The sequence below is a fragment of the Thiosocius teredinicola genome, from assembly GCF_002009425.1.
Taxonomy (GTDB): Bacteria; Pseudomonadota; Gammaproteobacteria; order Chromatiales; family Chromatiaceae; genus Thiosocius; species Thiosocius teredinicola.
Map to the genome: position 1 here is coordinate 374,535 of NZ_CP019936.1, position 19,240 is coordinate 393,774.

Annotated in this window: 21 protein-coding genes; 3 read left to right on the top strand and 18 right to left on the bottom strand. The window is 60.5% G+C overall.

The window, feature by feature from the left end; genetic code table 11:
* Window positions 1-338: 338 nt before the first annotated feature.
* Window positions 339-1,652, bottom strand: a complete 1,314-nt coding sequence (locus B1781_RS01745; RefSeq protein WP_078118031.1) for a 3-deoxy-D-manno-octulosonic acid transferase — start codon at window positions 1,650-1,652, stop codon at window positions 339-341.
* 223 nt (window positions 1,653-1,875) lie between these two features.
* Between B1781_RS01745 and B1781_RS01750 the strand changes: the two genes are divergently transcribed.
* Window positions 1,876-3,117 (top strand): glycosyltransferase, encoded by a 1,242-nt coding sequence (locus tag B1781_RS01750; protein WP_125931824.1) that lies wholly within the window; start codon window positions 1,876-1,878, stop codon window positions 3,115-3,117.
* A 6-nt stretch (window positions 3,118-3,123) separates the two neighbouring features.
* On the opposite strand, the gene B1781_RS01755 is transcribed toward B1781_RS01750, so the two are convergent.
* From B1781_RS01755 to B1781_RS01765, 3 genes are read right to left on the bottom strand one after another with little or no spacing between them, the layout of a single operon-like run.
* Window positions 3,124-4,125, bottom strand: a complete 1,002-nt coding sequence (locus tag B1781_RS01755; RefSeq protein WP_078118033.1) for a GNAT family N-acetyltransferase — start codon at window positions 4,123-4,125, stop codon at window positions 3,124-3,126.
* A 19-nt stretch (window positions 4,126-4,144) separates the two neighbouring features.
* Complete coding sequence (locus tag B1781_RS01760; RefSeq protein ID WP_078118034.1) at window positions 4,145-5,377, bottom strand: aminotransferase class I/II-fold pyridoxal phosphate-dependent enzyme; 1,233 nt, start codon at window positions 5,375-5,377, stop codon at window positions 4,145-4,147.
* Window positions 5,378-5,411: 34 nt separating this feature from the next.
* Window positions 5,412-6,284, bottom strand: coding sequence for a tetratricopeptide repeat protein (locus tag B1781_RS01765; RefSeq protein ID WP_125931825.1), 873 nt, complete (start codon window positions 6,282-6,284; stop codon window positions 5,412-5,414).
* Window positions 6,285-6,305: 21 nt separating this feature from the next.
* Here B1781_RS01765 and hslO point away from each other — a divergent pair, with 21 nt between their 5' ends.
* Window positions 6,306-7,193 (top strand): Hsp33 family molecular chaperone HslO, encoded by an 888-nt coding sequence (gene hslO / locus B1781_RS01770; RefSeq protein ID WP_078118036.1) that lies wholly within the window; start codon window positions 6,306-6,308, stop codon window positions 7,191-7,193.
* A 19-nt stretch (window positions 7,194-7,212) separates the two neighbouring features.
* On the opposite strand, the gene msrA is transcribed toward hslO, so the two are convergent.
* The 6 genes from msrA to B1781_RS01800 all read right to left on the bottom strand — a co-directional run bounded on the left by msrA (window position 7,213) and on the right by B1781_RS01800 (window position 11,590).
* A complete protein-coding gene (msrA, locus tag B1781_RS01775) occupies window positions 7,213-7,845 on the bottom strand; it encodes a peptide-methionine (S)-S-oxide reductase MsrA (protein WP_408646324.1) in 633 nt (210 codons plus the stop codon).
* A gap of 175 nt (window positions 7,846-8,020) precedes the next feature.
* Window positions 8,021-8,392 carry a VanZ family protein gene (locus B1781_RS01780; RefSeq protein ID WP_078118038.1) on the bottom strand — a complete coding sequence of 124 codons (372 nt, stop codon included), beginning with the start codon at window positions 8,390-8,392 and terminating at the stop codon, window positions 8,021-8,023.
* Window positions 8,389-9,675: a phosphoribosylamine--glycine ligase gene (gene purD / locus B1781_RS01785; RefSeq protein WP_078118039.1), complete on the bottom strand. Its 1,287-nt coding sequence runs from the start codon at window positions 9,673-9,675 to the stop codon at window positions 8,389-8,391. The genes B1781_RS01780 and purD overlap by 4 nt, the downstream gene beginning before the upstream one ends.
* 78 nt (window positions 9,676-9,753) lie before the next feature.
* Window positions 9,754-10,533, bottom strand: a complete 780-nt coding sequence (gene lpxA / locus B1781_RS01790) for an acyl-ACP--UDP-N-acetylglucosamine O-acyltransferase (RefSeq protein ID WP_078118040.1) — start codon at window positions 10,531-10,533, stop codon at window positions 9,754-9,756.
* A 378-nt stretch (window positions 10,534-10,911) separates the two neighbouring features.
* Window positions 10,912-11,217 carry a hypothetical protein gene (locus B1781_RS01795; protein WP_078118041.1) on the bottom strand — a complete coding sequence of 102 codons (306 nt, stop codon included), beginning with the start codon at window positions 11,215-11,217 and terminating at the stop codon, window positions 10,912-10,914.
* 70 nt (window positions 11,218-11,287) lie between these two features.
* Complete coding sequence (locus B1781_RS01800) at window positions 11,288-11,590, bottom strand: hypothetical protein (protein ID WP_078118042.1); 303 nt, start codon at window positions 11,588-11,590, stop codon at window positions 11,288-11,290.
* Between the two features lie 49 nt (window positions 11,591-11,639).
* On the opposite strand from B1781_RS01800, the gene B1781_RS01805 reads away from it, so the two are divergent.
* Window positions 11,640-11,978, top strand: coding sequence for an MGMT family protein (locus B1781_RS01805; RefSeq protein WP_078118043.1), 339 nt, complete (start codon window positions 11,640-11,642; stop codon window positions 11,976-11,978).
* Window positions 11,979-12,072: 94 nt separating this feature from the next.
* Here B1781_RS01805 and purH read toward each other — a convergent pair whose 3' ends face one another.
* From purH to aroQ, 8 genes are all read right to left on the bottom strand, one after another.
* Window positions 12,073-13,635, bottom strand: a complete 1,563-nt coding sequence (gene purH, locus B1781_RS01810; RefSeq protein WP_078118044.1) for a bifunctional phosphoribosylaminoimidazolecarboxamide formyltransferase/IMP cyclohydrolase — start codon at window positions 13,633-13,635, stop codon at window positions 12,073-12,075.
* 68 nt (window positions 13,636-13,703) lie between these two features.
* Window positions 13,704-14,000, bottom strand: a complete 297-nt coding sequence (gene fis / locus B1781_RS01815; RefSeq protein WP_408646325.1) for a DNA-binding transcriptional regulator Fis — start codon at window positions 13,998-14,000, stop codon at window positions 13,704-13,706.
* On the bottom strand, window positions 13,997-15,016 hold the full coding sequence (gene dusB, locus B1781_RS01820) for a tRNA dihydrouridine synthase DusB (protein WP_078118046.1): 1,020 nt from the start codon (window positions 15,014-15,016) through the stop codon (window positions 13,997-13,999). The genes fis and dusB overlap by 4 nt, the downstream gene beginning before the upstream one ends.
* 186 nt (window positions 15,017-15,202) lie before the next feature.
* Window positions 15,203-15,967 (bottom strand): zinc-ribbon and DUF3426 domain-containing protein, encoded by a 765-nt coding sequence (locus B1781_RS01825; RefSeq protein ID WP_078118047.1) that lies wholly within the window; start codon window positions 15,965-15,967, stop codon window positions 15,203-15,205.
* Window positions 15,968-15,976: 9 nt separating this feature from the next.
* A complete protein-coding gene (gene prmA, locus B1781_RS01830; RefSeq protein WP_078118048.1) occupies window positions 15,977-16,855 on the bottom strand; it encodes a 50S ribosomal protein L11 methyltransferase in 879 nt (292 codons plus the stop codon).
* Window positions 16,856-16,929: 74 nt separating this feature from the next.
* Window positions 16,930-18,270: an acetyl-CoA carboxylase biotin carboxylase subunit gene (accC, locus tag B1781_RS01835; RefSeq protein WP_078118049.1), complete on the bottom strand. Its 1,341-nt coding sequence runs from the start codon at window positions 18,268-18,270 to the stop codon at window positions 16,930-16,932.
* A 4-nt stretch (window positions 18,271-18,274) separates the two neighbouring features.
* Window positions 18,275-18,724 carry an acetyl-CoA carboxylase biotin carboxyl carrier protein gene (accB, locus tag B1781_RS01840; RefSeq protein WP_078118050.1) on the bottom strand — a complete coding sequence of 150 codons (450 nt, stop codon included), beginning with the start codon at window positions 18,722-18,724 and terminating at the stop codon, window positions 18,275-18,277.
* Between the two features lie 38 nt (window positions 18,725-18,762).
* Window positions 18,763-19,197 carry a type II 3-dehydroquinate dehydratase gene (gene aroQ, locus B1781_RS01845; RefSeq protein ID WP_078118051.1) on the bottom strand — a complete coding sequence of 145 codons (435 nt, stop codon included), beginning with the start codon at window positions 19,195-19,197 and terminating at the stop codon, window positions 18,763-18,765.
* Window positions 19,198-19,240 lie beyond the last annotated feature (43 nt).

Below are 19,240 nucleotides of genomic sequence, written 5' to 3' on the forward strand. Positions count from 1 at the left end.
GAAAGCCCCGAGGCTGCCGAAGCGTGCGTCTACTCCTGGCAAAGCCAGGTTTCTCACGGAGTTTAGCGTTTGCGTTGGGCCAATGCCTGCAATGGGTCGCACAAGCGCCACGTGTGCGATCACGCTGACCGGATTTGCCGTAGGCAACGTCGACGCCATAGCCAGATTGTCACGGGCTGGGCGTGTATTTTCCACAGGCCGCCCTTCGATCCGCATCAGGCAGTCGACAACACCGAGTTTGCGCGGGGTGGGTGCGATCAAGATTTAACCCGCCTCTACCGAACACGTGCCGAGTTCTTCCGGAGTGACCAGTCTGACTATGATCAGCATCGATCCGCTCATGCGAGTGACGTCGCCTCGGCGGTCCGCTGGGTTGCGCCGGCAGCGTCGAGCAGCACCTGTTGGATGCGTTGTTGCTGTTTTCTCAAGGACGCTGGGTCACCGAGCCATTCGGCCCAGGTTGTGCCTAGTTGTTCGGCATCAGCCACGGTCACGATGCCGTCGACCTCTTTCATCATTTCGAACACCGGGTAGTTGGGGAACCCGGCATGCCAGGTGCTGACTGTCGTTACCGGCTTATCGAATCCCAGGGGTTCAAGTAGGTTGTGGTCGGCGCCCACGTGGGCGATGGTGGCTGCGGCATAAAAATCCCTCAGTTCACCCATCGTATCCAGTATGAGGCATTGGGTTTCGGGTGGCACGGGCGCGTCGCCTGCTTTCGAGCGGCGAACATGGCCAATCCCCGCCTCGTCCAGGGCGGAACTCAATCGTTCGATGTTTCCCGGTACCTCGGGATGACGGTGGGCTACCACCAACAAGGTTTGCGGACTTGATTGCAGTGTGTGCAGGAAGGCTTCGATGATCATCGCCTGCTCGGGTGGCTTTTTTAGGCAACCGGCGACCAGCACCGGGCGAGCCGAGGCGAGTAAGGTGCCGAGCATGATCGGGCTGCGGGTCTTCCCGGCCGACCATCCTTGCTTGTCGATGGCGTCGAACTTCATGTTGCCGGTAACGACAATCCTGGCGGGCGCCATACCCGCCGAGACCATACGCTCTGCGACGTGTGGCGTCTGCACGCAGGCGTGGTCGATGTGCGCCAGATAGTCGCTCAGCAGCAGCCGTCGTTCCCATGCATCGAGTCTGCAGGTCGGCGCTTGTTCGTAAAGCCAGCCGTTAATAATGCTGATTTTTGCGTTGTGCTGCTTCGCTGTTCGAAGGAACGCATAGGAAAAGCGGCATGGCGCATCTGAGAGCAGGCAGGGGATCTCGGCAATGTACAGCTGCCGCGGTGGAAACGCCTGCGCGAGGCGCAACGCGTCTGCTGTTGCGCCCTTGCTGCTGAAAAAGTAAGCCTGCGGATACTTGCCCAGATAGGTGTCGCGGTAGTGCTCGTGGTCCGAGATGAACACCAGCGCGGTGTCTTGCAGTGTCGCTGTCAGCCGCTTCAGAAACGGTGCGACTGCGTTCAGTTCCCCAATGGTGGACGCAAATACCCACACCGCTGGACGCGCGCCGCCTGGACTCAAGATGTCGTCGTTGCGGTTGTCGCCTACCGACGGTTGTTTACTGAGCGTCTCCAACAGACGAAACAGCGACCATCGGGCGGTTTCGCCGAGCGACAATGAAGATCTGTGGGTAGCAGGGCGCGCCATGGGTGATATTGTTGCGTTTCTTGAGTGGTTCGTCGGGGGGTGAGACTTGTTGCGTACCAATGCTTGGGACAGGCCGTCATTCCGCCTGGGCAACCATTCTAATGGATTCGGCCGGGGGGCACCTCACTTGAGCGGGTGACCTGAGTGTTGTCACAGGCGGATATTGCGAGTAGCAATTCGCCATACGGCCGGCGCTGTTTACGACCATCAAGAAAATGATTCTGTGAAAAAAGTCCTTGTCGTCGCCTTTCATTTTCCACCGATGACACACTCGAGTGGTGTGCAGCGGACGCTGAAGTTTGTTCGCTATCTGCGCGACGCAGGCTGGGAGTCGGTGGTGTTGAGCGCGCACCCGCGAGCCTACGTGACCGCCGGCGATGAGCAGATCGGTGACATTCCGGAGGGTATGGTCGTGCATCGGGCGCAGGCCTGGGATGCGGCCCGCCAGCTATCGATCGCGGGCAGGTTTCCGGGGTTTCTCGCCAACCCGGACCGTTGGGCCAGTTGGCAGCTTTCCGCGGTTCTTCAAGGGCGTCGATTGATCCGCAAGCATGGATGTCAGGCGGTCTTCAGTACCTACCCCATCGCGACTGCGCATATGATCGGCTGGCGTCTCGCGAGGTGGTCAGGGCTGCCGTGGATCGCCGATTGTCGTGACTCTTTGTTTGATGACGGCTATCCGGAACAACCGCATAAGAGGGCAGTCCATGTGGCGCTGGACCGGCGCATGGCGTACGCCTGCCGTCGGGCGATATTTACCACGCAAGCGACTCGGCGAATGTACTGCGATAGGTATCCCGATATCGACGAACGCCGATGGCAGGTAATCCCCAACGGGTTCGATGAGCGCGACTTCGCGGCGATTGAGTCGGGGCCGGTCGGTGCGGCCGAAGGCAAGCCCAAAGTGCTGCTGCACTCGGGGGTGCTTTATCCGGTGGAGCGTGATCCGCTGCCATTCTTTGGGGCGCTGCGTGCGCTGAAGGAAAGCGGGGCGGTCGATTCCTCGTCGTTGCGCATTCGCCTGCGGGCGACCGCCCACGATCGACACTATCTGCCGATACTCGAACAGATGGCGATCGCCGATATCGTCGAACTGGCGCCGCCCCTGCCTTATGCCGAAGCGCTGCGCGAGATGGCCAACGTCGACGGCTTGTTGTTGTTCCAGGCATCCGGCTGCAACCACCAGGTACCCGCAAAACTCTACGAATACCTGCGAGCGCAGCGACCGATCATTGCGCTTACAGACTCGGTAGGAGATACGGCTGCCGTGCTGCGTGAAGCGGGGGCCGCCAATCTGTTGCCGTTGGCGGATGCCGATGTCCTACAGACTCAACTGCCGGACATGCTGAAGCGACTCGAACGCAATGAGCTCGCCGTGGCGCCCGCCGACGTGGTGTCGCGCTACTCTCGCGAATACGGCGCCAAGCAACTCGCCGACATCCTCGATCAGGTGACGGCGCAGTAGCTCACTTCAGCCGCGGTTGTGCAGCTTGGCAACCATCGTGTTGCGATACGCGTTGACGTGGTACATGGTGCGAATCTCGTCCGACCATTTCGTGTGCCAGTCCATGACCTTGCCGTAGAACTCGATACGACCGACTTCGCTGTTGTCGAAAATCGCCGGGAAATACTCACGCCGCATCAGCAGGGCAGGCGACGAGGTGTTCACGGTCTCATCGTACGTCGTCTTCAGAATGATCAGTGCATCTTGGTTGTGGATGCACAGGTCCACCGCACTGAGCACATCGTTGTAGTAAAAGTTGTAGATACGGGCGTTGCCGGACTCTGCATATTGTTCGAGCAGTTCGGCGTAGAAACGGCCTTGTTCGTTGTCGAGGTGGACGGCAGTTCCTTGTTCCGCCTTCCAGCCCTTGGATTCAAGCTCGCCGTATTGCTGAACGCCGTCGCGCATCTGCTCCGGTGTCGCCAATGTTTCCAGGCGCAGTTCCACTTCTTCGCGACCCAAGCGGTTGCGTTGGCGCTTCATGTTGTGGCGCAGGTTTTTGCCGCGGCTTGCCCAGTATTCGTCGAATGACTTGTCGACGGTGATGCGCGCCGTGTCGATATAGTCGAGGGTGTTCAGCGTCGGCTGGCTGTCCGGGCGTGGCGCGATCGCCGGGTCCTGTTGCGTCAGGCTGAGGATCTGGCAGCTCATCGGCAACGCAGACAGAATGGACTTGCACAGCTCGCCGGTGTCGATATTCGGCCGCTGGATCATGGCTCCTAGCGGTGATTGCGATGCCTGGAATGTCGACCAGGCGCCGAGCTTGGCTGGCGCAACCACCGCGATTGCATCCGGCTTATCCGCATCGCCGCACACGGCGATCTTCTCGTTGCCATCGCCGAGATGCTTCAGCGCGGTGGCCACGAAGCGCGATTCAAGAAGCGGATGTTGAAAATGCGCCTGGTTGATTGCATCCCACGCCGGGGCAACGGCGGAGAATTCGGCGACTGAACGTAAGTTGCACGACATGCGACTGCCTGGAGATTAATCAGTTAACAGGGAGGTGTTGTTTTATCGTATCCAGCATCCACTGAATCTCTGCGCGTGTGAGTTCAGGGTGACAGGGAAACTGAAAAACATGGCGCGACAGGAACATCGTGTTCGCGCAGAGTTCCTCGTTGATTTCGGGATACAGATACTCGCCGAATCGCCAGATTGGAACGCCGGCATGTTTCAGTTTCGGGAAAACGATTTCGGGGTTGTCGACGATCATGGGGACGACCAGGGGGACGACACCATCGGGTAGTGTGTCGAACAGCGGCTTGATGCCCGGTCGGCCGGACAGCTCGTTGACGATCTTGTTGTAGTTTCCGCGCCGCCCCCAGGTTATGCGGTCGATCTTCGAGTTGCACAGGATGAAGCGCGACACGCGTGACATCTTGGCTTTGATCCACTGCGGCTCCAGGGCATAGCCGCCTTCGGACGACGATGGCGCGAGGCTCTTGTTGAGCTTTCTGCCCATCGCTTTCTTGGCGATTCCCCATATGGCGTCCTTGGTCTTTATCGCGATCTTCAGCGGCACGCTGAATAGCTTGAGGCGCCCGTAGCGCATGGCGTATTCGACAACGCTGACCAGGCCTTTGATCTCGAGCGCAGAAGAGGGCTGGAACAACTCGATGGTGCCGAGGTCGCGCGTAGCGGAGGCCAGCAGGCCGCCGTCGAACATCGGGAAGAACTTCATGGCACTGCCGACGGCGTAGTCACCGAAAGAGCCTAGGGGTTTGTCGCCGAGTGAGCCGAAAAAGGCGTGGGCGCAGTCTTCGATCAGCACCAGCTTGTGGCGATCGCAGATTGAGCGCAGTTCGACGATCTTCTGCGGAAAGCCGAAGTAGTGCGTTGCCAGTATCGCCCGCGTCCGTGACGAGATTCTGCTCTCGAGGTCGCTCAGGTCGACATTGGTGTTCGCGTGGATGCGGTAGTAGACAGGGGTAGCGCCGACGTGTTCGACCGGCGCAATCATCGACTCGCAATGGTAGGCCGGTACCAGCACCTCGTCGCCTTCACCGATTCTTGCGTGTTGCAGGGCGAGGGTGATCGCCGCCCGGCCGGCTGACACACAGATGTAGTTGATATCCAACAGGGATGGCGGCGGCTCGGTCGTGCGCCCAAGACTGCTGGATGTGAGCGGCGGCGTCAGTGGTACCGATGCCGGCGGATATTGTGCGTGCGGCCTATCGTCATTGCTGTCTACGACACCCGGCTGTGCGTTGGTTTCGGTCATGTTTTCGGGTGCGGAGAACGATACTCCCCTCGGCTCACTGGTCGGCCAGATCGCTTTGTTTTTGTTTGGCCTTCAGGCGGTCGATCTTTCGTTGTAGTCCGGTTAGGGGGTGTCCGCTCTTGCGCGCGATATCGGCATACTTTTGCGCGTTCTCGAGGTCGTTCATATCGGCGTACAACAGGCCCATGTTGTAGTAGAGGTCCGAACTGGGGCTCCCCATGCTTTCCGCTTTCTTGTATTGGGCCAGGGCAGCGTCAAACTTTTCCAGTTTATGCAGGTAGAGGCCGAAGATTGCGGGCACACCCGGGTCGTGCGGATTGAACGCCTCTGCGCGGTAAAAATAACATTCTGGAGGGGGAAACGAACTACCGCGGCGGATACCGGAGAGCACGACCGGGTTCGGGTTCCGCTTCAGCTGGCGCAGGTAGTAACGCACCATTGCCCACAATGCGCGGTGGTGATTCGGGAATGCCCGAATCGTATAGTCGATATCGGGCATCGGGCTGACCGATTTGACGCCTCGTTCCAGCCGCTCTGTCTGCGGTTTGAAATGGGCACCTTCAACCAGCGTGCGCACCGACATACCGGAGTGTCCGATGATGTGGCGATATTCGCCCTTCGTCGCGAATCTGGGGTCGGCATAGTCAAAAGGCCCGGTTCCCTGAGGGCGGCCATAGCAGGGCTCTCCCAGCAGGGTTTCACCCGGCCAGCCGATATCTTTGTCGAACAGGCGTACCTTGGCGGTCGATTGGCCTGCCAATCCGAACAACAGCAGCACAATGGCAACGGCGCGAAATGTAACGTTGTTGAACACGATCGACTTGGGTAATTCAGTTATGGGACCTGTACTATACGTGGTCACCATTGCATTAGTCACCACTATGCGCTGGGCATTCATTTCTCCCATTTACGCGACTTCACGAAAACAATGCCTAAACCCGCGGCACAAATCCACGGCGACTCGCTTTACCGCTTTACGTTCGAAGCATTCGGCGTTCGTGGCGAAGTGGTTACTTTGGCTGCGAGCTGGCGAGCGGTCGTTGAAAGGCACGATTACGGCGATGCAATTTCGGCGTATCTCGGTCAGGCGCTTGCCGCGACCACCCTGTTGTCGGGGACGATAAAGTTCTCCGGTTCGTTGATTCTGCAGCTGCAGGGCGACGGGCCGTTGCGCACCCTGGTTGCCCAGGCCACGGATCGGCGCATGATCCGCGGTATGGCGCACAGCGAGGGGGATGTGCCGGCGGGCGACATCGCGGCGGCGATTGGGCAGGGTCGCCTGGTACTGACGGCCAGTGCGCCGAACGGCGAGCGATATCAGGGGATAGTCGAGCTCGAAGGCACTCGTTTGTCGCGAGTGATCGAAAAGTATTTCGACCAGTCGGAGCAGTTGCCCAGCCGGCTTTGGCTTGCGGCCGACAAAGACATCGCGGCCGGCCTGTTGCTGCAACGTCTGCCCGGCGGCGACTTCGATGAGGAAGATTGGCGCCGGGTATGCATCCTCGCAGACACGCTAAATGACGATGAGCTGCTGAGTACGTCGCCGGAGCTGTTGCTGCGTCGATTGTTTCACGAAGAAGACGTGCGATTGTTCGAGCCGGAGCCGGTGGCATTTCGTTGCAGCTGCTCGCGCGAGCGCGTCGCCGACACCTTGCGGTCTCTCGGGAGGGCGGAACTCGACGACATCCTGGCCGAACAGGGTGCGATCGAGACCCACTGCGAGTTCTGCAACGCCCATTACCGCTTCGATTCGATCGATGTGGCCTCGCTGTTCTCGCCGGCGCCGATCGCCGAACCGCCGGATGTGACGCAGTAGTCGATCTGACTCCGGTGCTTCAGGCTTCCGGCAGGCAGATGCCGGTGCCGCCCAGCCCACAATAGCCGTGCGGATTCTTCGCCAGGTACTGCTGGTGATACGTCTCGGCGTAGTAGAACGTCGGCGCTTCGATGATCTCGGTGGTGATTGCACCGATGTTGCGCGAGTTCAACGCTTGCTGGAACTCCGCCAGTGTTTCTTTCGCCTGGTTGAGCTGCTCTTCGGAGAAAACGTAAATGCCTGACCGGTATTGCGTGCCGACGTCATTGCCCTGGCGCATGCCTTGGGTTGGATCGTGCGATTCCCAGAACACCTTCAATAGCTGCCGGTAGTCGACGGTGCTCGGGTCGTAGACGACCAGTACGACCTCGTTGTGACCGGTCAACCCAGTGCAGACTTCGTCGTATGTCGGGTTAGGGGTGTAGCCGCCAGCGTAGCCGACGGCCGTCGTGTAGACCCCGGGCTGTTGCCAGAAACGCCTTTCAGCACCCCAGAAGCAGCCCAGGCCGAACATCGCCTGCTGCATCCCGTCGGGGAACGGTGGTTGGATCGGATGGCCGGAAACGAAATGCCGGTTTTCGACCGGCATGGCGGTATCTCGACCGGGCAGCGCATCGTTGGGCCCCGGCATCTCGGTCCGCTTTTTCTGCATCCACATCGCGCTGCATACCTCGCTGGTAGTCGTTGTGCCGGTCGCTGCCGCTGCGGTGGCAGCAGTGTGAACCGCCGAAACTATGAGAGGCGATTTTGCCCCCGCCGATGCCGTCCAAGCCAGCACATTAAATGGGGGATTGGGCTCTTTCGGTGCGGGCTTGCTTCCGGGTCTTTCAGCGACTGAGGTAAGTGCGAAAAAATCTTGCGAAGACAAAGGCATAGAGCGCGATGCCTGCCGTATTCGCCACGACGTCTGCGAGGCTGAACATGCGGTTTGGCACCTGGCTTTGCACGAGCTCGATGAAGATGCCGTAGGCGATCAGCGCCAGCCATTTGTGAACGCCGAAGGGCTGTTCCGGCCAACTGGCGTCGATCAGCATGCCAAGCAGCGCGTAGGTCGCAAAATGTGCCAGCTTGTCGTACGCGCTCCAATTGACGCTGGGCAGTGGGTCCGGGCTCACCCCAAGCCAGGTCACTATGATGAGCGCCAAGGCAAACAGCACCCGGAAGAATGGGGCGGTCTGCCGGCCGAACAGCGGGATCACGCGTTTTCGCGGGCGATGGCGCGGTAGCCGATGTCTTTGCGGTAGAACATGCCGGGCCAGCTGATCCGGGCGGCGAGTTCATAGGCTGCCTGCTGGGCCTCGGCAACGGTGGCGCCCAGCGCCGTAGCGCACAGCACCCGACCGCCAGCGGTTACCACCTGGTCGTCCTCGATGCTCGTGCCGGCATGAAAGACCTTGCGATCGGCGGCGTCTGATGTTGGCAGACCGGTGATCACATCACCTTTGTCGTAGCTTGCAGGATAACCACCCGCTGCCAGCACGACGCCGACCGCGCGCCGCTCGTCCCAGGCGGTTTCTTCATGGTCGAGTTTGCCGTCGAGCGCCGCCAGGCAATGCGCGACCAGATCGGATTGCATGCGCAGCATGATCGGCTGGGTTTCCGGGTCGCCGAAGCGGCAGTTGTACTCGATCACCTTGGGCGTGCCGTCGGCAGTGATCATCAATCCGGCATACAGAAAACCGGTGTAGGGCAGGCCTTCGGCGGCCATGCCACGGATCGTCGGCATGATGACTTCGTCCATGATCCGCGCGTACACAGCGTCGGTGACGACCGGCGCCGGCGAATAGGCGCCCATGCCACCGGTGTTGAGGCCGGTATCGCCGTCGCCGACCCGCTTGTGATCTTGGCTGGTGGCCATCGGCAGCACGTGTTCGCCGTCGGCCATTACGATGAAGCTGGCCTCTTCGCCGTCGAGAAACTCCTCGACGACTACCCGGTGGCCGGCTTCGCCGAACGCATTGCCAGATAGCATGTCGCGGATCGCCTCTTCAGCGGTCGCGAGTTCCATCGCCACGATCACGCCCTTGCCGGCCGCCAAGCCATCAGCCTTGACGACGATCGGTGCCCCTTGCTCGCGCACATAGGCCAACGCCGGCTCCACCTCGGTGAAGGTGCGGTAGGCGGCGGTAGGGATATCGTGCCGGGCAAGAAAGTCCTTGGTGAACGATTTCGAGCCCTCGAGTTGCGCGGCGCCCTGGGTCGGTCCGAAACACTTGATCCCTGCGGCGTCGAAGGCATCGACAACGCCGATCACCAGCGGCGCTTCCGGGCCGACGATGGTCAGCCCGATATCCCGCTGGCGGGCGAATTCGAGCAACGCTTCGACGTTTTCCGATGAGATCTGGATGTTCTCCATCTTGGGTTCGCGCGCCGTGCCGGCGTTGCCGGGCGCGACATACACGTGATCTACCAGGGGGGATTGTGCTGCTTTCCACGCCAAGGCGTGCTCGCGGCCGCCGCCGCCGATGACCAGAATCTTCATGTGTCGGGTTCGTTGCAACTGAGTGGACGAAAGATGCGGCGTATTTTAACCGTTCACGCCTGCACGTGCGGGTCCGATTTAGCCGACGGTGATTATTCCGCGCTGCCCGGTCTCGAAGAAGTGCACGATCGCCTCGACCTCGGCGGTCATGTCGCCGGACTTGACCCTTTCGATGGCATCCGGAGTCTTCAGACCGCTCTGCAACAGTAGTCTGTAGGCCTGTTTGATGGCGCTGCGTTGGCTCTGTGAGAAACCGGCGCGACGTAGGCCCACCAGGTTGATCCCGACAAAGCGCGCATATTGCCCGTTGGCCATGGCATAGGGCGGCACATCCTGACGTACGCCGGACACCCCGCCCACCATGGCGAAATCGCCAATCCGACAGAACTGGTGAACGGCGACATGGCCTGACAGAAACACCCGGTTACCCAGCTCGACATGGCCACCCAGGGTCGCCGTGTTGGCGAAGATGTTGTTGTTGCCGACGATGCAGTCGTGCCCGATATGGCTGAAGGCCATTAGGAAGTTGTCGTTGCCGACGATGGTGCCATGTTCCTCTTTGACCCCGTGGCTGATGTTCACGCCTTCCTTGAAATGGTTGCCGCTGCCGATGGTCAGTGGCTTGCCTTTGTCCGGCGTATAGCTGAGGTCTTGCGGCGCGCTACCGATGGTTGCCCCATGGCACACGGTGTTGTTTTCGCCCATCTTGGTCTGGGCATAGATCCGGACACTGCTTTCGATAACGCAGCCGGCGCCGATCTCGGCACCGGATTCGATCAGCGTGAACGGGCCGATGCGCACACTGGGGTCGACGATGGCGCCGTCTTCGACGATGGCGCTGGGGTGAATTAGCGACATGGCAGCTGTTCTCTCGCCCTGGTGCCGTTGGAGGAAACTAGGGGTCTGTCGGATTGGGCACTGCTTGGCCGCAAATCCATGGATAACGATCCAGCGTGTTCATCGAACTCGTTGAATAGCCCCGGCTATTCGCCTTGTCCGTTGAACGCATCTGATTCGCTGCCACGATTTTTCGCGTCAAACTGTTGAATCCGACAGGCCGTTGGATGGCAGAGATATTGTTGCTTTTCGTACGCGAAGTAAACCGTGGCTCAATGTCTGCCGGTTGATGCCCGGTACGTGGCGTGGTTTCGCCGAACGGTTCTGCCTGCGACAGACGATGAGGTGGGGCTTTGACCCCCGACGGTCGACCCGTTGCTGGGCGCGGCACACGGGCTATCAATCGACAGCGGCTCCGTCACCGTCGTTGCAGGCCGGCGTCAGCATCAGGTCGGATTTCTGCAGTGCACGTTGAATCTTTCGCGAGATACGCAGCAGCTGTGAAAGCTCCACGAATCCCACGCGCTCGCCGTCATCGAGCCGCTGCTGCCAAGCGTCGAGTTCAGATTCCAGAAACTGCAGCAGTTTCAGCGGGCAGCCATGACAGGGGCCGGCGCAAATCTGCGCTTCGGATCGGTCGAACGGAAAGGCATCGCGCATCCGTTCGATCAGCTGCTGCATCGCGGTGTTGGAGTCCGGTTTCACTTCGGCCCTGTCAGGCGTGGAACACGAATACCATTCTAGGACGCCGGTGAAACGGTTTTGCTGAGCCCGGTCAACGACTTGGTGACGGCGTGCGTTGTTTGCGTACCCATGAGACGTGACGTTGCACCATCGGGTCGGCGCGCAGCGCGTCGAGCGTGTTGAAGCGCTTCGCCAGGGTCATCTCGTCGTATAGCCGGTGCAAGCCCTTGTGGCACAAGCGGCAGATGTCGACGCCCTGCTGCAGTTGTTGTTTGTCGTAGTGTTTGCGAAAGAAGGGGCGGCGATGCACCTTGCGTGGTATCAGGTGGTGGAACGTCAGTTCGGTAGCGCGCCCGCACAGGGCGCAGCGCGGAGCAGAAGTGGCCTCTTGCATCAATGCATAATGCGAATGACCCGCCGGATTATCAAGCAGACGCGCGCCGATGGACGACTATGAACAACAACTCTATACCTGGGTCGCCGCCATACCGTCCGGGCGCGTCGTGACCTATGGACAGCTTGCCGCGCTGATCGGGCGGCCCAACGGCGCGCGCTGGGTCGGCAGGCGTATGGCGCAACTCCCACCGGGCTCGACCCTGCCGTGGCATCGTGTGCTCAATGCCGCCGGTCGATCCAGCCTGCCTCTCGGCAAAGGCGGCTCGAATCGTCAGCTGCGCCTGCTCGCCCGCGAGGGCGTGTTGGTCGTCGACGGCCGGGTTTCGCTGGCGCGATTCCGTTGGGATCCCGCGGCTGACGATGCATCGATTGGCGCGTCGGACTAGCGTCGGCACGGCATTGATACGCCGACCCCGGCGACTGAAGTCGCTTCACGCCCGTGGGGCGATTTGCCCGATCGTTCGTTTTGGCGTTGCAGAATCAGTGACGGAAGTGGCGCATGCCGGTGAATACCATCGCCATGCCGTGCTCATTGGCCGCAGCGATCACCTCTTCATCGCGCATCGAACCGCCTGGCTGGATCACCGCGGCAATCCCCGCCTGGGCGGCGTTGTCGATACCGTCGCGGAACGGGAAGAAGGCATCGGATGCCATCACCGAGCCTTTCACCTCCAGGCCCGCGTGTTCTGCCTTGATGCCGGCGATACGCGCCGAGTTGACACGGCTCATCTGGCCAGCGCCGACACCGATGGTCATGCCGTTTTTGCCGTACACGATTGCATTTGATTTCACGAACTTGGCGACCCGCCATGTGAACAGCAGATCACGCATCTCGTCATCGCTCGGTTTGCGTTCGGTGACGACTTTGGTGTCGTTGAGCAGTTGCAGATCGGCATCCTGCACCAGGAGGCCGCCGTTGACGCGCTTGTAGTCGAAACGGTGGATATCTTCGGCAGCCCACTCGCCGCACGCCAGCAGGCGCACGTTCTTCTTGGCGCGCACCGCCTCGATGGCCTCAGCCGAAACGGTCGGCGCGATGATGACTTCGACGAACTGCCGGTCGACGATTGCCTGCGCGGTCTCGCCATCGAGTTCGGCGTTGAACGCGATGATGCCGCCGAAGGCCGATTCCGGATCGGTGCTGTAGGCGCGGTCATAGGCTTCGAGCAGGTTTTCGCCGAGCGCCACGCCGCACGGATTGGCGTGCTTGACGATAACGCAGGTCGGCCCCTCGTCGAACTGCTTGACGCATTCGAGGGCCGCATCGGTATCGGCGATGTTGTTATAAGACAGTTCCTTGCCCTGGAGTTGGTGCGCCGTTGCCACGCTGGATTCCTGGATATCCTGTTCGACGAAGAACGCCGCATTCTGATGCGGGTTCTCGCCGTAGCGCATGGTCTGAACCTGGCGGAACTGCAGGTTGATGGTATTGGGGAACTCGCGCTTGCTGCCGCTGTGATCGGTGGCACCGAGGTAGTTGGCGATCGCGCCGTCGTACTGCGCGGTGTGCTCGAACGTCTTCACCGAAAGGCGGAAGCAGGTTTCACCGCGGACTTCGCCATTGTTGCTGCGCATCTCCTGGATGATCTGGCCATAATCCTGCGGGTCGACCACCACGGCCACGTCGCGGTAGTTCTTGGCTGCCGCACGGATCATGGTGGGCCCGCCGATGTCGATGTTCTCGATGGCGTTTTCCAGGGTGCAGTCGGGGTCGGCTACCGCCTGCTGGAACGGGTACAGGTTGACGGCAACCAAGTCGATCCGGCCAATCCCATGGCGTTCCATGACCTCGTCGTCGGTGCCGCGGCGCCCGAGGATGCCACCGTGTACTTTCGGGTGCAGTGTTTTGACGCGCCCATCCATCATCTCCGGGAACCCGGTGTAGTCACTGACTTCCATGACGGCGATATCGTTGTCGCGCAGCAGTTTCGCAGTGCCGCCGGTGGAAAGGATCTCGACGCCGGCTTCGGCCAGGTCGCGGGCGAATTCGACGACGCCGGTTTTGTCAGAGACGCTGATCAGTGCTCGGGTGATAGTGGGCATGGGTATTCCTGAAAAACAAGCGCGGCCAGCAAGTGGCCGCGTATTCTCGGTTAGGTTCTCGGCTGAGTTTATTCGATTTCGTACTGCGCCAGTTTTTTTCGCAACGTGCTGCGGCTGATTCCGAGCAGGGTGGCTGCCTTGCTCTGGTTTCCGCCGGTGTATTCCATCACGGTTTCGAACAACGGTTGTTCGACCTGCTGCATCACCAGCTGATGCAGGTCATTGGGCTGCGTGCCATCGAGCTGATCGAAATAATGGACCAGGGCGTCACGAACGACTTCGCGGAGCGGTTCTTTCTTTTTCGTCTTGGCCACGGCAAAACTACCTGTAACGCGGGGCGAATAATGCGTACCTTCAAAGCTCACGCTGCCTGTACCTCCTTTGTGGACACTGGGCTGATACCCGTTGTCTTCTTGTCATTGAGGGTGCTGAAAAACTCCCTGATCAGCCTACCTTGTTCTTGTGTTGTTTGTGCTGCATTGATCCGTTGCCGAAATGCGGTTGCTCCCGGTTGCGATTTGCAATACCAAGCGATGTGCTTGCGAGCCACTTGCACGCCATGCTTTGCGCCATACAGGCCGTACAGTTCGTCCAGGTGCTCGAGCAGAAGATCCCGTATCCATTCGGGATCCGGTGCCGCAAGTTGTTCACCGGTCTTCAGAAAGTGAACGATCTCGCGAAATATCCAAGGTCGGCCTTGCGCCGCGCGTCCGACCATCAGCGCATCGGCGCCGCTTACAGACAGCACATCGGCGGCTTTGCGCGGTGAGTCGATGTCGCCGTTGGCGATCACCGGAATCGTCACTGCATTCTTCACCTGCCGCACGGTGTCGAATTCAGCCTCGCCGCGAAACCCGCATGCCCGCGTGCGGCCGTGTACGGCGATCGCCGCGATACCGGCATTCTGCGCCAAGTGTGCGATCTGTGGCGCGTTGCGATTGTGCGCATCCCACCCGGTGCGCATCTTCAGTGTGACCGGCACCTCAACCGCCGCAACCACGGCGTCGAGAATTCGCTTTACCAGGTCTTCGTCGCGCATCAGCGCCGAACCGGCAGCCACCTTGCACACCTTCTTGGCTGGACAGCCCATGTTGATGTCGATGATCTGTGCACCGTGGGCGACGTTTACGCGTGCCGCTTCGGCCATGCGTTGCGGCTCGGTGCCGACAATCTGCACTGAGATCGGGCCGGGTTCGCCTTTGTGATCGAGTCGCCTGACGGTCTTGCGGGTGCCATACAGACTCGCGTCGGCCGTGATCATTTCCGATACGGCGAGTCCGGCTCCCAGGCGACGGCACAGGGCGCGAAACGGACGGTCGGTGACACCGGCCATGGGCGCCACGATCAAATTGTTGTCAAGTTGATGTGGACCGATTCGCACGTCGATTGATGGCCTCAACAATTCCAGCGTCGCCTCGCTTCGCAAGCCGTTCGCGGTCTCTGCGTACCGTCTGGCTGCGCTGTTGTTATCCGCGCCGTTTTTTTTGTTCGGCAGGAGGTCGACAGGGGGACGCTATGTTACGCCGAAATGACAGGTGCGCAAGTAGAGAAGTATGACAATTCGACGCTATAGAAAGTCGATTGCAAAGCCGGTTGCCTGGTACCCGGGATCTTCAAAATCCAGGCTGATAGTGATTACTTCGCCCGCATCGATAACGCGATCTTTGGGCGGTGGTGGGTAAAGATATTCGCGTGGCGTCAGACGACGTCTAACCAACACCAACCCGTTGGTGTTCATCAACGACAATTGAATGTCCGGCAACGGTTGAGCGGTGTCTGCATCGTTACGGATGCGTGCATTCAGCGTTAATGAACTGGCAACGTTCTCCGTGGGCTGGATGTCGCGATAAACGATGATGAACTTGTTTGGCGCGTGAACCAGACTGGGTCTGCATTCGATAAATTCGCAAACCGGTTCGAGCAGCGGAAATTGGCGAAGCAGCAGCTCGCGGTTCTGCCAGGCAAGCTGCATGGCCAACGCGGCGACCAATATCACGGCCAATGTCACGTACAGGGCGCCGAACCTCGATTTCTTCTCGTACAGGGTGTCCAAGACATCAAGTGCGGCCTCGGGCGACGCCTGTAGCGCCGGCAAATCGCCATCGAGTGCCTGCGGTTGCGGCGAGGATTCTTGTGGTGCGGTGGCGCCTTTGTCGCGCGCGCGCTCTCCCGGATGCGAATCGGGCGCACGGTCGGACGGAGGTTCGCCGACGCCGTCGAGTGCGTCGAACAAAGTATCGCAGGCGGAACAGCGCGTAAGACCTTCGGATTCGAGAAGATCGCTCGCTTTGACGTTGTTCAGCGTTTGGCATTTCGGACAATAGGTCTTCACGTATTGCCTCTACGACGACCGGCCATGTAGCAGCACCCAGTCTTCTTTGTGTTTGATGGGGCCGAAGTGTAAACGTTTTGTGTAAGCCTGCATGACGCTGTCGGCCTGTTCGCGCAGGATACCCGACATCACCAGGTCGCCGTCGGCTGCCACCAGCGGTTCGATCTGTGGCGCGAGTTCGATCAACACGTTGGCGAGGATGTTGGCCAGCACCAGGTTGGCTTGCCGCGGTTCGAACACCGAACTGTGAAACACCTCGAGCCGGTCCTCGACACCATTGCGCCTGGCGTTGTCCAAGGTTGCCGTCAATGCCTGCGGATCATGGTCGATGGCCACCGCGTGAGCGGCGCCCAACTTCAGTGCGGCGATCGCCAGAATCCCTGAGCCGCAGCCGAAATCGATCACCGATTTGCCGGTTACGGAATGGCCGTCGAGCCATTCGAGGCAGAGCGCGGTGGTCGGGTGTGTGCCGGTACCGAACGCCAGGCCGGGATCGAGGTCGAGAATGACCGCGTCGGGCTGTTCCACCTGGTGACCGGTAGGTCTGATCCACAGGCGTTCGCCGAATTGCATGGGTTTGAACAAGTCGAGCCAGGCGCGTTCCCAGTCCCGGTCGTCGATACGTTCGAGCGTGAGGTGGCGGCTGACGTCTGCCGACAATGCCTGGTTGATCGCACTGCGCAAGCTGTCGGCATCGGTGTCGTGTTCGAACAGCCCGGTCACCCGGGTCGCCTGCCACAGCGGCGTTGCTCCCGGCGCGGGTTCGAGCATGGGTTCGTCACCGGCATCTCCCAGGGTGACGGCCACGGCGCCTAGGTTTTCGAACAACAGTTCGATGAGGGGGGCGCGTGATTTGTCGACAGTCAGATGAGCTTGCAGCCAGGTCATGGCGGCATTCTACGTGGAAAGTCAGGCCGGGTGGTGCGTCGCGCCCGGTTCGCCCGCCGCACCGCTCGCCTGCCTTACAAGCCGAGCTTCTTTTCCAGGTAGTGGATGTTCATGCCGCCCGCGGCGAAGTTCTCGTCGACCATGATCTCAGCCTGCAACGGGATGTTCGTCTTGATGCCGTCGATAACCATTTCAGACAGAGCGGTACGCATCCGGGCGATGGCGACATCGCGCGTCTCGCCGTGCGTGATCAGCTTGCCGATCATCGAGTCGTAGTAGGGCGGCACGCGATAACCGTTGTAGATGTGCGTGTCGACGCGCACGCCGGGTCCACCGGGGATATGCAGTTGGGTGATGTCGCCCGGGCTCGGCATGAAGTTCTTCGGGTCTTCCGCGTTGATGCGGCATTCCACGGCGTGACCGCGGAACTTGATGTCGTCCTGTGTGTAGCTCAGCGGCTCGCCGCTGGCGATCAGCAGTTGTTCCTTGACGATGTCGACGCCGGTGATCATCTCGGTGACCGGGTGCTCGACCTGCACGCGGGTGTTCATTTCGATGAAGTAGAACTCACCGTTCTCATACAGAAACTCGAAGGTGCCCGCGCCGCGGTAACCGATCTGGCGGCAGGCTTCGGCGCAACGCCCGCCCATGCGCTGGCGCAGCTCATCGCTGATGCCCGGCCCCGGGGCCTCCTCGACCACCTTCTGGTGACGGCGCTGCATCGAACAATCGCGCTCGCCCAGGTGAATGGCGTTGCCGTGCATGTCGGCCAACACCTGGAATTCCACGTGGCGCGGGTTCTCCAGATACTTCTCCATATAGACCGTTTCGTTGCCGAACGCAGCGCCCGCCTCGGCCTTGGTCAGCGAGATCGCGCTGAGCAGCGAGGCCTCTGAATGCACCACCCGCATGCCGCGCCCGCCGCCGCCACCGGCGGCTTTGACGATCACCGGATAGCCGATGTCGCGCGCCAGGTGCAGGGTGCGTTCGTCGTTGTCGTCGAGCGGCCCGTCCGATCCGGGTACCGTGGGTACGCCGGCTTCCTTCATGGCCTCGATCGCGGTGATCTTGTCACCCATCAGGCGGATCGTTTCGGGTTTGGGGCCGATGAACACGAAGCCGGATTGCTCGACCCGCTCAGCGAAATCGGCGTTCTCCGACAGGAAGCCATAGCCTGGGTGAATGGCCTGGGCATCGCACACCTCGGCGGCGCTGATCAGGGCCGGCACGTTGAGGTAGCTGGCTGCAGATGCGGCCGGACCGATGCACACCGATTCGTCGGCGAGGCGTACGTGTTTCAGATCTCGGTCGGCTTCAGAGTGAACGGCGACGGTGCGCACGCCCAGTTCCCGACACGCGCGCAGAATGCGCAGCGCGATCTCGCCGCGGTTGGCGATAACGATTTTTTCAAACATGCGATCAACCAATCACGAAGAGTGGTTCGTTGTACTCCACCGGCTGGCCGTTTTCGACGAGCACCTCGATGACTTTGCCGGCCTTGTCCGATTCGATCTGATTCAGGATCTTCATCGCTTCGATGATGCACAGCGTTTCGCCCGGCGCGACCGACTGGCCTTCGGTCACGAAGGGTTTGGCGCCTGGCGAGGGTGCGCGGTAGAAGGTGCCGACCATCGGCGAACGGATCACGTGGCCCTGTGGCTCGGCCGGTGCCTCCGGCTTGGCGGCGGCTGCCGATTCTGCCGCTACTGGTGCTGCCGCCATAACCTGGGGCGTGGCCGCCATCATCGCCGGGGCGATGGTGCTGGCGCGGCTGATGCGTACCGACTCTTCGCCTTCGTGTATCTCGATTTCGGCGACGTCGGACTCTTCGAGCAATTCGATCAGTTTTTTGACTTTACGGATATCCATCAGGATGTTTTCTCAATTCGCGGAGTTTCTCGAACCGTTCAATCGGCCAGCCGGCTCAGGGCGGCGGCGAGTGCAAGTTCGTAACCCTGTGCGCCCAGTCCGCTGATCACGCCGACGGCGACGTCGGACAGATAGGACTGGTGGCGAAACGATTCGCGGGCGAATACGTTTGACAGGTGCACTTCGATGAACGGGATGGCGACCCCCAGCAGGGCATCGCGCAGGGCGATGCTGGTGTGGGTCAGGGCGGCGGGGTTGATCAGGATGAAGTTCACCCCTTCGGTGCCCGCAGCGTGGATTCTGTCGATAATTGCGTATTCGGCGTTGCTCTGAAAGAAGCTGAGCTGATGGCCAGTCGCCAGCTCGACGAGGCGTGCTTCGATGTCGGCGAGGGTGTCTTGTCCATAAACCGCAGGCTCGCGCGAACCCAGCAGGTTCAGGTTTGGCCCGTTCAGGACAAGAATGTGCGCCATGTTAACGTCGATTCCTCAAGCGCGTTTGTGTGACCAAAGCGTT

Coding starts and splice junctions, on each gene's coding strand:
- B1781_RS01745 (WP_078118031.1), bottom strand. CDS start 1,652: ATGGCGCGCCCTGCTACCCACAGATCTTCATTGTCGCTCGGCGAAACC.
- B1781_RS01755 (WP_078118033.1), bottom strand. CDS start 4,125: ATGTCGTGCAACTTACGTTCAGTCGCCGAATTCTCCGCCGTTGCCCCG.
- B1781_RS01760 (WP_078118034.1), bottom strand. CDS start 5,377: ATGACCGAAACCAACGCACAGCCGGGTGTCGTAGACAGCAATGACGAT.
- B1781_RS01765 (WP_125931825.1), bottom strand. CDS start 6,284: ATGGGAGAAATGAATGCCCAGCGCATAGTGGTGACTAATGCAATGGTG.
- hslO (WP_078118036.1), top strand. CDS start 6,306: ATGCCTAAACCCGCGGCACAAATCCACGGCGACTCGCTTTACCGCTTT.
- msrA (WP_408646324.1), bottom strand. CDS start 7,845: ATGCAGAAAAAGCGGACCGAGATGCCGGGGCCCAACGATGCGCTGCCC.
- purD (WP_078118039.1), bottom strand. CDS start 9,675: ATGAAGATTCTGGTCATCGGCGGCGGCGGCCGCGAGCACGCCTTGGCG.
- lpxA (WP_078118040.1), bottom strand. CDS start 10,533: ATGTCGCTAATTCACCCCAGCGCCATCGTCGAAGACGGCGCCATCGTC.
- B1781_RS01800 (WP_078118042.1), bottom strand. CDS start 11,590: ATGCAAGAGGCCACTTCTGCTCCGCGCTGCGCCCTGTGCGGGCGCGCT.
- B1781_RS01805 (WP_078118043.1), top strand. CDS start 11,640: ATGGACGACTATGAACAACAACTCTATACCTGGGTCGCCGCCATACCG.
- purH (WP_078118044.1), bottom strand. CDS start 13,635: ATGCCCACTATCACCCGAGCACTGATCAGCGTCTCTGACAAAACCGGC.
- prmA (WP_078118048.1), bottom strand. CDS start 16,855: ATGACCTGGCTGCAAGCTCATCTGACTGTCGACAAATCACGCGCCCCC.
- accC (WP_078118049.1), bottom strand. CDS start 18,270: ATGTTTGAAAAAATCGTTATCGCCAACCGCGGCGAGATCGCGCTGCGC.
- accB (WP_078118050.1), bottom strand. CDS start 18,724: ATGGATATCCGTAAAGTCAAAAAACTGATCGAATTGCTCGAAGAGTCC.
- aroQ (WP_078118051.1), bottom strand. CDS start 19,197: ATGGCGCACATTCTTGTCCTGAACGGGCCAAACCTGAACCTGCTGGGT.